We start from the raw sequence: 13,069 nt of genomic DNA on the forward strand, positions 1-13,069 counted from the left end.
CGTACAACACTGTGGTGCCCCCGGAAACGGATGATCCACCGTTTCCGGGGGCACCGGATGAGCGTCGAAGCCGCCGGTCAGGCCGCCGGCGCTGCCTTCCTCCGGTTCACCCGGCGCGCCGGGCCAGGGTCAGCCGGGACCGGGTGAACGCCGCGGCCAGCAGCCCGGCCAGCAGCGGAACGACCACGGCGAGCAACCCGATGGTCGCCCACGGCAGCACGATCGGTGTGAAGGCGGACTCCATGGGTTCCTCCCGCATCGCGTCCATCGAGTTGCGCAGATCGACCAGGCGCAGGGCCACCGCGGGCACCAGGCCCGCCGCCGTGCCCAGGAGGACCCCGGTGAGCGCCACCACCACGCACTGGAAGCCCGAAAGAGTCCGCCGTACCCGTGGGGGCGCACCGACCGCACTCAGCGTGGTGAGGTCGGCTTCCGCGTCCGCCTTGGCGAGACCGGTGGTGATGGCTGCCGCGCCCAGGGTCACGACACCCGCGAACAGCGTGAGGATCAGCAGAATGGTGCTCTGCCGGTCGCCGGGAAGGCTTTCGGTCTGGAGCCAGAGCCCGCCGCCGACCTGGTCGATGGCGGCCGAGACGCGTTGCTGCTCGGCGTCCGAGGGCGGGTGCGGGACGGCGTACACACTGCCGTTCAGCGCGGTGTGCAGGCCGAGCCGCTCGGCGGTCCGCTGGGGGAGGACCATGCGGATGCCGGGGGTGGACGCGTATGCGGCGTCCGCCACGTACACCTTCAGACGGTCGGTGGACCTGCGGGCCGGCCCCGGGTGGAGCTTGCGGTTCTTCCGGTCCTTGGCGTTGTACGTGTGGACGGCCTTGAGCGTGATCTCGCCGTTCTTCGCGTACGCCTGGTTCAGCAGGACGGGCGTGCCGGCCTTCAGCGCCGCGGCGGCCGCGGGGTCGTCGAGCTTCGCATAGGTGCGGAGCAGTTCGGGGCCGCCCACCACGATGTTGTTCGCCTCCGAGCTGAAACTGCCCGAGGAGATGTACTCGTCCGTGCAGGCGGGGGAGCGCATCATCGTCCGGTGCTCCTCCGCGGAGAGCCGTGCGGCGAGCTCCTTCGCGCCCTTCGTGTTCAGCGGGCACGTGTGGCCCTTGCCGGTGGGCTTGACCAGCTCCATGCTGCCGCAGCTGTTCTCGTCCTCGTAGTAGACGTTGCAGTCGCTGCCCGCCCACACCCGGGAGAAGTCGGCGTGACCGCCGGTCACGGCCATGTTCCGCTCGACGGACGCCCGGGCCAGCGGGAGCCGCTCGGCAGCCTTGTCGTCGTTGGCCGACAGGACCATCGTCCCCTTGGCCAGCATGGGCCTGTAGTCCTGGTCGGACTCGGCCAGACTGCTGGACATGTACGTCGCGATGGCCACCGAGCCCGCGACGGCCGCCATCACGGCGGCGACCGCCGGAGCGGTACGGCCGCGGTTGCGGGCGGCATCACGCAGCGCCATCCGCGGGGAGAGCGGCAGTCTGCGGCCGAGCCGGCCCAGCAGGCCGACGATCACCGGAATGCAGGCGAGCAGTCCGAGCTCAGCGACGACCGAGCCGCCGGCGACCAGCGTTGACTTGCCCCTGGTGCCGCCGAAGGCGGCGACGGCGACGCCGAGGGCCAGCACGCAGGCGCCGACGGTGGGCAGCACCCGGGAGCTGCGGCGCACACCGCGCCGTCCGGTGAGTGATTCCAGTACGGACTGCCGGGCGGCCACGATCGCCGGGGCGAACGCGGCAAGGAGCCCGGTGACCAGACCGAGCGCGGCGATGACGAGGAGCTCCGCCGGCTTGAGGAGCAGGGAGCCGAAGCGCTGACCTGCCCAGCCCTCGATCAACGGCCGGAACACCATCGTGAGCAGCAGCCCGGCCGCGACACCGGTCACCGCCCCGATGGCGCCCAGCACCAGACCGCCGGAGAGCACCACGGCCCGTACATGGCGCCGGTCGCCGCCGCAGGTGCCCACGAGTCCGAGCTGACGCCGCGAGCGGCGCGCACCGACGGCGAAGGCCGGTCCGGCGAGCAGGACGATCTCCAGGAGGGCCATGGCGACCACGGTGACGAGGGCCGCGCTCGCCTCGCCGGAGTCGTCCGAGTAGGAGTAGGTCATCGACCGCGCCATGGGGATCTCGGAGTCCGGCGGCGGGTCCAGGACCACCTGGCGGGACACGACGAGGGCGCCGGTCCTGTTGGCCGCGAGCACGTCGCCCCAGCCGATGCCGGCCGGGCCGGCCCCCTTGACCAGCCACTCGGTCGAGCCGGTGTTGGGCGGCAGTATCTTCTTGTCGCGGTCCGCGACGGCCTGCCACGGGGCGATGACGGCCCCCGGATCTGCGTACAGCTTCTGCGACTTCAGATCGTCGGGCTGCTCGACCACACCGGTGATGGTGTACGTCCGGCCGGTGTTGTTCACGGTGGTGCGGGAGCCGATGTGCAGCCCGGACGAGTCCAGGAACGGCTTGGTGGCCGCCATCTCACCGGTGCCGCGCGGGAACTCGCCGTCGACCAGGTCGATCTTGCCGCGGGCCAACGGGTCCGAGGTGCGGAACTCCACGATCTCGGTGCTGGTGAGCCCGTACTCGGTCGTGACGCTCGCTGGTACGGACTGGATGGTGATTGCCCGCGCACCCTCGGGGAGAGCGGTGCGCATGTCGACCGGCGGGACATCCCCCTCGGGCGGCTCGTCGCCGGCGATGTCGTACGAGTTCCCGTCGGGCATCTGCTGGAGCGGGCCCATGCCCGGGTCGCTGAACAGCGCGTCGGCCGCACCCATGCGGGCCGTCAGCTGCTCGGCCTCGGTGGAGTCGACGCTGCGGTACGTGACGTCGGCGGCCGTGACCCCGAGCACCGGCAACGCGATCATCGCGACCACCAGGGCACTGCGGCCCTTCGCCCGCATGGCGTCGCGGCGGGCTATCCGGAGGGCGGCGCGCCATCCCGAGAAGAGGCTCACTCGGCGCTCCCGGCGGCCAGCAGCGAGTCGGCGCCCGCGGTCAGTGTCTGGTCGACGATCGAGCCGTCCCGCAGGAAGACCACGCGGTCCGCCCAGGCGGCGTACCGCGGTTCGTGCGTCACCATCACCCCGGCGGCGCCCTGGTCGCAGCGGTTGCGCAGCAGCGCGAGGACGGCCTCGCCCGTCTCGGAGTCGAGGGCCCCGGTGGGTTCGTCGGCGAGGACCAGGCGCCGGTCCCCCACCAGAGCGCGGGCGATGGCGACGCGCTGCTGCTGGCCGCCGGACATCTCGTCCGGGAAGCGGTCGGCGACGTCCAGGAGGTTCATCTCCTCCAGCGCGGCCCGCGCCTCCTTGCGGGCCTTGCGGACCGAGACGCCGTCGAGTTCGCGCGGAAGGGCGATGTTCTCCGCGGCGGTCAGGGCGGGGATCAGGTTGTAGTCCTGGAAGACGTAGCCGACGCTGCGGCGGCGCAGGGCGGCGATGCCCTTGCGCCCGAGCGTGGAGATGTCCTGGCCCTCGATGATGATCTGGCCGCCGGTCGCGGTGTCGAGACCGCCGGCCAGGGTCAGCAGGGTGGACTTGCCCGAGCCGGACGGGCCCATCACGGCGACGAGCTCGCCGGGGTGCACCGCCAGGTTGATCCCGCGCAGGGCGTGCACCTCGGCGATGCCGGTGCCATGGGTGCGGGTGAGGTCGCGGAGTTCGAGCACCGGAGCGTCCACCGGCAGGGGCGGAGCGGCCGGAGACGGGACGTGCAGGGACATGACGGTGGGTTCCCCCTCGGAACAGGTCTGTGGTCGGCGTCCGGCGAGCGGCCGGGGCCGTGGCTGAGCGGGTGTGGGAGGCCGGCTGAGCGGTGTGGAGGCCGGCTCGGTGGTGTGCAGGTCGGCTCCGTGATGTCGGACGACGGCTCAGCGGCGGGTGCGGGGCCGGGAGGCGGGGCGGCCCGTGGTGCGCGGTGCTGTGGTCGCGTCGGGTTCCGTGGCGGCGGCCTCGGCGAGACGGACCAGCCGGGACTCGCAGTGATCCAGCCAGCGGGCCTCGGCCTCGGCCTGGAAGATCAGCTGTTCCAGTACGAGCAGCCAGGCGACCTCGTCGCGGTTGGCGGGCACGTCGGTGAGTGCCTGCGCCTTGAGGCGGGTGTAGTCCTGCATCGCCTTCACCGTGTGGTGGCGCTGGGCCTGGATGACGGCCCGGATGTCCACGCCCGGGGCGCCGACGGCCATGGCGAGCTTGATGGCCAGCTCGTCCCGCGGCGGGCTGCTGCGGTCGACAGGCGTCTCGAACCAGGAGCGCAGCTCGGTGCGTCCGTCGTCGCTGATCGAGTAGAGGGCGTGTCCCTGGTCGTCCTCGCCGTCCTGGACGACCAGGCCGTCGCGCTCCAGTCTGCTCAGCGTCGTGTACACCTGCCCGACGTTGAGCGGCCAGGTGGAGCCGGTTCGCGACTCGAATTCGGTGCGGAGCTGGGAGCCGTACCGAGGCCCCCGCTCCAGCAGGGCCAGCAGCCCATGACGGATCGACATACTGAGTATGTATACCGAGTATGTTGGTAAACGCAAGTCCCGGCAGAGGCGACTGCGGCGCTGGGTCCCTCTGTCGTGCGGCGCTCAGCCGGAGCGGCGCATGCGGAGGGCGAGGAACCCGAGACCCATGCCGACCAGGGCGATTCCCGCGCCGAGCGACATCTGTTGGACCTGCTCGACGGCCGGTCCCTCAAGGGCCTGCCGCGACATCCGGCCGGTTCCGGTGTGAGCCCTCGGATCCAAGGTGATGGCCGGTACGGCGGCGGACTCCGTCGCCTCCGCTTCCTCCGCGGCCTCGTCGAGGGCATCGGCCCGGGCGATCTCGGCGGGCGTCAGCGTCCTCCCGGGCCGCGGCCGCCCCTCCCCCGCGGGCCGTCCGGCCCACGGCGACCCGGCGCTGTGCGGGCGCGGGGATTCGGCGCTCGGCGAAGGGGGCGTGGAGGGGGCGGACGGGGAAGCGGAGGGCGAGGCGGAGGCCGGCTTCGGTGGCGCGGGATGCGCGGGCGCGACCGCCGGGCTGACGGCGGCGCCGGGGCGCGAAGCGGAAGGGCCGACGGACGACGGGACGGACGAGGACGCGACGGACGAGGACGCGACGGACGGCGGTGCCGACGAGGGCACGACGGACGGCAGCGCGACGGGCGGCGACGCAGTGGACGACGGCGCGACGGGCGGCGACGCAGTGGACGACGGCGCGAAGGGGGGTGAGCCGGATGGAAGGGGTGCCCGCGGCGTCAAGGACGCGCCGGCCGTCGCCGGGCTCCGGGCGGACGTGAGCTCCCCGGCATGTGCCTCCCCAGCCGTCATGGCCCCCAGTGCTGCGGCTGCCGTCAACGCCAGGCAGGCCACGCACCTTGAGGGCCGTGAGGCACGGTGTCCTGAAGCCATGAGGTCAGCGTCACATGTGACGGTATGTCCGGCATCTCCGGTGGTGCGGAAGGATGGCCGCGCGACGGACACCGCGTCCACGTCCCGCATGACCCGACGGACACCGCGTCCGCGTCCCGCGCGACGGGGCGGACACCGCCCGCACAGCAGACGTGACATGGCGAAAGCTCCGCCCTCACAGCACCCGCGAGGTAGCGAGAACACCGCCCGCACAGCAGGCGCGACGCGGCGGTCGACCGGCCCCCACAGCGGGCGTGACGCGACCGGCCCCGCTCAACACGGCAGGCAACGGCCCTGAGGCCGTGCTCCTAAGCGGGGTCGCCCGTCGCGATGCGCAGCTCGAAGTGGGCGCCCGTCTTGGGCACGGCGGTCCCCGAGGTGGGGAACTGGTCGATGACCTGGTCCTCCGCGTAGGCGTTGCCGGGGACCTTGATCTGCTTGATGGTCCAGCCGGCCGCGTCCGCGCATGCGCGCACCGAGAGGATGTCCTTGTAGAGGAAGCTCGGGGCGTCGACCTTGTTCGGGTCGTCGTCGTCCTCGTACGCCTCCGTGCACTTGTCGGTGTCCATCGTCCGGTTCCGCTCCGGATCCTTGTGATCACTGGCCGGGGACTCGCTCGACGAGGCCTCGGTGCCGCCCTTGCCCGGGTCGTCGTCCTTCAGCGCGAGCGCCGTGATCAGGCCGCCGATCGCGATCAGGGCGACCACGATCGAACCCACGATCACCGGCATGTTCCGCTTGGAGCCGCCGCCCGAGGACGTGGCGTGCGTCTGCGGCGAGATCGAGTACGGCGGCGGGGTCTGCCGCTGCATCGGCGACATGGCCGCCGGCGACTGGTACGCCGGAGCCGACTGCGGGTAGCCGTAACTCGGCGCGGGGGTGGGTGCCGGCGTCGGCACGCCGTACGGTCCGGGCTGCTGCTGCGACTGGTACGGGCCCGGCTGATACGGCGTCTGGACGTTCTGCGGGGCGGGGGCGGACTGGTCGACCGGCGGGAAGACGGCCGAGCCGACACCCGAGCCGCTGTTCGCCGGGGCGCCCGCACCACTGATGATCGCGGGGGCGCCCGTCTGACCGCTCGCGCTCAGCACCCGCGCGATCTCGTCCTGCATCGCGGCGGCGCTCGGGAAGCGCTCGTTCGGATTCTTCTTCAGGGCGCGGGCGACGAGGGCGTCCATCGCCGGGGTGAGCGACCGGTTGATGGTGGACGGGGCGACCGGCTCCTCCTGCACATGCGCGTACGCGATGGCGAGCGGGGAGTCCGCGTCGAAGGGGATGCGGCCGGTCAGCAGCTGGAACAGCATGATGCCGACCGAGTACAGGTCGGAGCGGGCGTCCACACCGCGGCCGAGGGCCTGTTCGGGGGAGAGGTACTGCGGGGTGCCGACGACCATGCCCGTCTGGGTCATCGACGTGACGCCCGACTGCATGGCGCGGGCGATGCCGAAGTCCATGACCTTCACGATGCCGCGCTTGGTCACCATCACGTTGCCGGGCTTGATGTCGCGGTGGACCAGACCCATCTCGTGGCTGGTGTCCAGGGCGGCCAGCACGTCGGCCGTCACCTTGAGTGCCTTGTCGGCGGGCATCGCACCGTAGTTACGGATGTCCGCCTGGAGGACGGAGCCGAGCGGCTGCCCCTCGACGTACTCCATGACGATGTACGGCATCAGGGCGCCGCCGAGTTCGTCCTCGCCGGTGTCGAAGACGGAAACGATGTTGGTGTGCTGCAGCTTGGCGACCGCCTGAGCCTCACGACGGAACCGCTCGCGGAACGACTGCTCGCGGCCGAGCTCCGTGTGGAGCGTCTTGATCGCGACCTGCCGGTCGAGGGCGGAGTCGTACGCCAGATATACGGAGGCCATCCCGCCTTCGCCCAGCAGGTCACGCAGCTGGTAACGGCCGCCGGCGACCGAACCGCCCGCATAGCGACCCTGGGCACCCTGTGCACCGTCCTGGCTCATGACTTGCTTCCCCCTAGGGCGCGCGACCGCGCGAAGATCCGTATTACTGGCCAAGTCTGCCCGAGGGGTACGACACGTCAAGCCAGGTGCCCGTTCCGTGACCCTACGCACTGGAAGCGTCTCGGAAGCGTTACAGGATCCGGATGGAATTTGCGTGGTGGGCGCGCCAGCCGGTTGGATGACCCGTCCCTCTCGGAAACGGCGTGTCCGGCGGAGGCTGTAGCGTGACGTGGCAATGCAGCAAGGGCCTTTCGAGCGAAAGACCCCACACACCGTGAGAACCCGCGGACGCGCGGACAGAAACGACGGCGAGGACTGATGGCACCCGAACCCGAAGCAAACGGCGGCGGAGTTCCGGATGGCACCGATTCCTGGGGCATCGGCGGTGTCGTCGGCGACGGACGCTACCGGCTGACCGGCCGCCTGGGCCGGGGCGGAATGGCCGAGGTCTTCGCGGCCGAGGACGTGCGGCTGGGACGTACCGTCGCGGTGAAACTGCTGCGCTCGGATCTTGCCGAGGACCCGGTCTCCAAGGCCCGGTTCACGCGCGAGGCGCAGTCGGTCGCCGGTCTCAACCACCATGCGGTCGTGGCGGTGTACGACTCCGGCGAGGACACCGTGGCCGGCCAGACCGTCCCGTACATCGTGATGGAGCTCGTCGAGGGCCGGACCATCCGTGACCTTCTGCTCAACGCCGAGGCCCCGCCCCCGGAGCAGGCGCTGATCATCGTCTCCGGGGTGCTGGAGGCACTGGCCTACTCGCACCAGCACGGGATCGTGCACCGCGACATCAAGCCGGCCAACGTGATCATCACGCACTCCGGTGCGGTCAAGGTGATGGACTTCGGCATCGCCCGTGCGCTGCACGGCGCCCAGTCGACGATGACCCAGACCGGCATGGTCATGGGGACACCGCAGTACCTCTCCCCCGAGCAGGCGCTGGGCAAGGCCGTCGATCACCGTTCCGACCTGTATGCCACCGGCTGTCTGCTGTACGAACTCCTCGCACTGCGGCCCCCGTTCACCGGCGAGACGCCGCTCTCGGTGGTGTACCAGCACGTCCAGGACATTCCGGTACCGCCGTCGGAGATCTCGCCCGGGGTGCCGCCGGAACTCGACGGGCTCGTCATGCGCTCGCTCGCGAAGGACCCGGACGACCGGTTCCAGAGCGCGGAGGAGATGCGCGGACTGGTCCAGTACAGCCTGCAGATGCTCCAGGTGCAGGGCGGTCACACCGGTACGTGGAACACCGGCCCGGTCGTGCTGAACGACGGCCCGGGGACCCCGCCCCGGGGCATGACCGGCTCCACCCGGGCAATGGGCTACCAGCAGTTCGGCGACACCTCGCAGGGCCCGATCCTGCCGCCGATGAACCCGGACGACGGCGGATACGACGGAGGCAGCACCCGGCAGGGCGGCAGCGGCCGCGGCAAGCTGTGGCTGTTCATCGTGCTCGCGCTGATCGCGATCGGCGCGGGCGTCGCCATCGCGGTCAACGCCGCGCAGGGGGGCGGCGAGAAGCCCAAGACGCCTGCCACCTCGACGTCCAGCTCGCCCACTCCGAAGGAGACGTCGGCCTCGCCGACCGACGAGCAGACGACGCAGGACACCGAGCAGCCGGGCAATTCCACCGGTGACCAGCAGGAGACGCCGGAGCAGCCCTCGTACACCCCGTCGTACACCCCGAGCGAGACGGCCGAACCGACGCCCTCGGACACGAAGCCGACCGAGACGACCACGTCGGGCACGGCCGACGGCGGGACGGGCACGGCCGACGGCGGGACGGGCACGGCCGACGGCGGTACGGGGACCGCTGACGGCGGTGCGGGGACGGCCGACGGCGGTGCGGGCACCGCTGACGGCGGAACGGGCACCACCGAGGGCGCGAACGCCGGTGCGGATGCCGGCGCAGCCGCCGGGAACACCGCCGCCGGAGCCACCGAGGGCACCGGCACGACGCCGTGACGCTCACCCCGTGAAGGCGTCGCGTACCGCCTCGTACTCACGGGTCCACCAGACCGCCAGGGCCGACACCGCAGGGAACTGCGGGTCGGCCCTGCGGTCGTTCAGGCAGTAGCGCCAGTGCAGTATCCAGAAGTCGTTGAGCCGCTCCCACCACACCCGGTGCACCGCCGCGTCCAGTTCGTCCGCCCCCGCACCGGTCGCCCGCCGGTAGGCGCGCGCGTACGCCCGCACCTTTGCCAGCTCCAGCTCCCCGGCGGGCTGCACGAAGAAGATCGCCGCGGCCCGTACCGCCTCTTCCGCGCGCGGCTGCACCCCCAGCCGGTCCCAGTCGAGGATCGCCACCGGGTCGGCGCCCCGGTAGAGCACGTTCAGCGGGTGGAAATCACCGTGCACCCAGCCGGTCGCCGGGCCGTCCGGGGCGGGCGGGCGGCGGTCCGCGTGCTGTTCCAGCAGGGTGCGCCGCTCCAGGAGCCGGTGCTCGGCCAGTTCGTCGAAGGAGTCCCGGGGCCGGCGGCCGCGCGCCGCGGCCAGCAGCCGGTCGATGACCGCGAAGGTGTCGGCGGGGTCGGGGCTGGCGTGGCCGGACCGCCCCCCGGCCCCGGCCCCCGCGCCCGCCCCCATCACCTGTTCGAGACCTGTGTGTACGGCTCCGAGCAGCGCCCCGAGACGTAACGACTGGGCGAGGGTGAGCTGGGCGCCTGCCCGGTGCAGCCCCTCGACCCAGGGGTGCAGGGCGTAGCAGCGGCCGCCGATCTCGGTGACGGTGTCCCCGTCGCTGTCCACGACGGGCGGTGCGACGGGCACTCCGAGTGACTGGAGCCGCTGGGTGGCCCGGTGCTGGCGGACGATCGTGGCGCGGTCGCCGGTGGAGTCGTCCAGGTGGTGCTTGAGGAAGTAGGAGCCGCGAGTGGTGGACACCCGGTAACCGTGATTGAGCAGGCCTTGGTCGAGGGGCTCGCAGGCGAGCGGCTCGCCGGCGTCCGGGTAGCGGCGCAGCACTTCGCCGACCGGGGGAACAGGCGGGAAGGTTACAGATGAGCGCGGCACTCGACAGATGTTAGATCACGCTGCGTTGTGGATCCGCGGAGTTGCGTGGAAGTCCAGACTGTGCACAGTGACGAAGTGCGGTTCGAGCCGGAGGTAGGCCGGGAGGAAGGGCTCACCGTTGACCTCGATCGGTGCGGGGCCGAAGAGCTCGCGCTGGGCGCAGGTCGGCTCGACGATCCGCGCGGGCCCGGTGAACTGCACGGACCACAGGTCGCGGCTGCCGGCCGAGGTGGCGGCGTTGTAGTTGTCCGCCCCGTACGCCACGACCGCGCCGTCGCAGGCGTGGTGGTAGCCGAGGCCGCTGTGCATGCGCAGGACGACGCGGCCGTCGGTGACGATGTGGCGGGCCACCGTCAGGATCGGGAGGGCGCGCATACTCGTCGCCAGCCGGCCGTAGGGGACGCGGCCGAGCAACTGGATGGCGTGGAGTTCCTCGGAGGACATGCCCTCCACTGTCCGACACCGCGGGGGCGGGCAGAAGAGGCCGCGGCCCCGGGTGCCACGGGACCAAAGTCCCGAAAGCAGCCGGAGGCCGCGGCCCCGGCCCTTCCCGGGCGTGCCGTACCGCTCAGCGCTTCTCGGCCTGGAGCCGCGCCACGTACGCGGCGGCCTGCGAGCGCCGTTCCATGCCCAGCTTGGAGAGCAGGCTGGAGACGTAGTTCTTGATCGTCTTCTCGGCGAGGTGGAGCCGCTCGCCGATGACCCGGTTCGTCAGCCCCTCGCCGATCAGATCCAGGATCTTGCGCTCCTGGTCGGTGAGGCCCGCGAGTTTGTCCTCGCCGCGGCCCTTCTTCCCGTCACGCAGGCGCTCCAGGACCCGCGCCGTGGCCACGGGGTCGAGCAGCGATTTCCCGGCCGCCACGTCCCGTACCGCACTCAGCAGTTCATTGCCCCGGATCGCCTTGAGCACATAACCGGAGGCGCCCGCCATGATCGCGTCGAAAAGTGCCTCGTCGTCGGCGTACGAGGTCAGCATCAGACAGTTGATGGACTCGTCCTGGGAGCGGATCTCGCGGCAGACCTCCACTCCGCTGCCGTCCGGCAGGCGTACGTCGAGAACGGCCACATCGGGCCGGGTCGCGGGAATCCGTACCAGCGCGTCCGCGGCCGTACCGGCCTCGCCGACCACTTCGATGTCGTCCTCGGACGACAGCAACTCATGGACTCCGCGGCGGACTACCTCATGGTCGTCCAGCAGAAAAACGGTGATTTTTCCTTCTTTGCGCACAAACGCAGTCTCACACACTCCCCTCTTCCCTGCCGCTGTCCGGCGGGATAACGTGCCGTTGTTCCGGCGGCCTGCAAGGCTGTTACCAGTGCTGTGACCAGCGAGAGTTCCCGAATTCTTCGATTTACTTGGATATCCAAGCAAAATCGCAGGTCAGGAAGGTTTTCGCAGTTAAGCGAAGCACTGGGTAACGTGCCTAAGACAGGGCGCTCGCCGGGGCACCTGTCACGCCTGTTCCCGGACCGAGCGGCACCCACCCCGTGCACGGGTACGGACACAGGCGAGCCGCACTGGTCTCCCGGCAGACCCCGGGGGCCGGACCGACGGAGGAGCACGCACGTGACCGTGGAGAGCACTGCTGCCGCGCGTAAACCGCGACGCAGCAGCAAGCGGACCAGCGCCGCGAAGACGCCCGCGAAGACGCCACAGAGTTCCGGACCCGAACTCGTACAGCTGCTGACGCCCGAGGGCGAGCGCGTCGAGCACCCGGACTACTCGATCGACCTGACCGCGGAGGAGCTGCGCGGTCTGTACCGGGACATGGTCCTGACCCGGCGCTTCGACGCCGAGGCCACCGCGCTGCAGCGTCAGGGCGAGCTGGGCCTGTGGGCCTCGCTGCTGGGCCAGGAGGCGGCGCAGATCGGTTCCGGCCGGGCCCTGCGCGACGACGACTACGTCTTCCCGACCTACCGCGAGCACGGCGTCGCCTGGTGCCGCGGCGTCGACCCGACCAACCTGCTCGGGATGTTCCGCGGTGTGAACCACGGCGGCTGGGACCCGAACAGCAACAACTTCCACCTGTACACGATCGTCATCGGCTCGCAGACCCTGCACGCCACCGGCTACGCCATGGGCGTCGCCAAGGACGGCGCGGACTCGGCCGTGATCGCGTACTTCGGTGACGGCGCCTCCAGCCAGGGCGACGTCGCCGAGGCGTTCACCTTCTCCGCGGTCTACAACGCCCCCGTCGTGTTCTTCTGCCAGAACAACCAGTGGGCGATCTCCGAGCCGACCGAGAGGCAGACCCGGGTGCCGCTCTACCAGCGCGCCCAGGGCTTCGGCTTCCCCGGCGTCCGGGTCGACGGCAACGACGTCCTGGCCTGCCTGGCCGTCACCAAGTCCGCCCTGGAGCGGGCCCGGCGCGGCGAGGGCCCCACCCTCGTCGAGGCGTTCACTTACCGGATGGGTGCGCACACCACCTCCGACGACCCGACGAAGTACCGGGCCGACGAGGAGCGCGTCTCCTGGGAGGCCAAGGACCCGATCCTGCGCCTGCGGACCTACCTGGAGAACGAGGGCGCCGCCGACGAGGCGTTCTTCACCGCTCTCGACGAGGAGAGCGAGACCCTCGGCAAGCGGGTGCGCGAAGCGGTACGGGCCATGCCCGAGCCGGACCGGCTGGCCATTTTCGACCACGCCTACGCCGACGGGAGCGCACTCGTCGACGAGGAGCGCGCCCAGTTCGCCGCCTACCAGGCATCGTTCGCCGAGGAGGGCAAGTAGC

At 71.2% G+C, this 13,069-nt stretch carries 10 protein-coding genes; 2 read left to right on the plus strand and 8 right to left on the minus strand.

Annotation, left to right across the window (positions count from 1 at the left end):
- Positions 1-106: 106 nt before the first annotated feature.
- From OG538_RS18330 to OG538_RS18350, 5 genes are all read right to left on the minus strand, one after another.
- Positions 107-2,950, minus strand: a complete 2,844-nt coding sequence (locus OG538_RS18330; protein WP_406094881.1) for an FtsX-like permease family protein — start codon at positions 2,948-2,950, stop codon at positions 107-109.
- Positions 2,947-3,714: an ABC transporter ATP-binding protein gene (locus OG538_RS18335; RefSeq protein WP_406094883.1), complete on the minus strand. Its 768-nt coding sequence runs from the start codon at positions 3,712-3,714 to the stop codon at positions 2,947-2,949. Before OG538_RS18335 ends, OG538_RS18330 begins: the two co-directional genes overlap by 4 nt.
- Before the next feature lie 147 nt (positions 3,715-3,861).
- Positions 3,862-4,473, minus strand: a complete 612-nt coding sequence (locus OG538_RS18340; protein WP_406094885.1) for a PadR family transcriptional regulator — start codon at positions 4,471-4,473, stop codon at positions 3,862-3,864.
- A gap of 84 nt (positions 4,474-4,557) precedes the next feature.
- Positions 4,558-5,094 carry a hypothetical protein gene (locus OG538_RS18345; protein WP_406094887.1) on the minus strand — a complete coding sequence of 179 codons (537 nt, stop codon included), beginning with the start codon at positions 5,092-5,094 and terminating at the stop codon, positions 4,558-4,560.
- Positions 5,095-5,669: 575 nt separating this feature from the next.
- On the minus strand, positions 5,670-7,325 hold the full coding sequence (locus OG538_RS18350) for a protein kinase domain-containing protein (RefSeq protein ID WP_406094889.1): 1,656 nt from the start codon (positions 7,323-7,325) through the stop codon (positions 5,670-5,672).
- Positions 7,326-7,643: 318 nt separating this feature from the next.
- Between OG538_RS18350 and OG538_RS18355 the strand changes: the two genes are divergently transcribed.
- Positions 7,644-9,290, plus strand: a complete 1,647-nt coding sequence (locus OG538_RS18355) for a protein kinase domain-containing protein (protein WP_406094891.1) — start codon at positions 7,644-7,646, stop codon at positions 9,288-9,290.
- Positions 9,291-9,293: 3 nt separating this feature from the next.
- On the opposite strand, the gene OG538_RS18360 is transcribed toward OG538_RS18355, so the two are convergent.
- From OG538_RS18360 to OG538_RS18370, 3 genes are all read right to left on the minus strand, one after another.
- A complete protein-coding gene (locus tag OG538_RS18360; RefSeq protein ID WP_406100200.1) occupies positions 9,294-10,289 on the minus strand; it encodes a phosphotransferase in 996 nt (331 codons plus the stop codon).
- Positions 10,290-10,352: 63 nt separating this feature from the next.
- The gene (locus tag OG538_RS18365) at positions 10,353-10,781 is read right to left on the minus strand and encodes a pyridoxamine 5'-phosphate oxidase family protein (RefSeq protein WP_406094893.1); all 429 of its coding nucleotides are present in this window, start codon (positions 10,779-10,781) and stop codon (positions 10,353-10,355) included.
- Positions 10,782-10,905: 124 nt separating this feature from the next.
- Positions 10,906-11,565, minus strand: coding sequence for a response regulator (locus tag OG538_RS18370; RefSeq protein WP_406094895.1), 660 nt, complete (start codon positions 11,563-11,565; stop codon positions 10,906-10,908).
- 339 nt (positions 11,566-11,904) lie between these two features.
- Here OG538_RS18370 and pdhA point away from each other — a divergent pair, with 339 nt between their 5' ends.
- The gene (gene pdhA, locus OG538_RS18375; protein WP_406094897.1) at positions 11,905-13,068 is read left to right on the plus strand and encodes a pyruvate dehydrogenase (acetyl-transferring) E1 component subunit alpha; all 1,164 of its coding nucleotides are present in this window, start codon (positions 11,905-11,907) and stop codon (positions 13,066-13,068) included.
- The last annotated feature ends 1 nt before the right edge of the window (position 13,069 follow it).

Source organism: Streptomyces sp. NBC_01013, from assembly GCF_045162765.1.
In the GTDB taxonomy this organism is placed as follows: Bacteria; Actinomycetota; Actinomycetes; order Streptomycetales; family Streptomycetaceae; genus Streptomyces.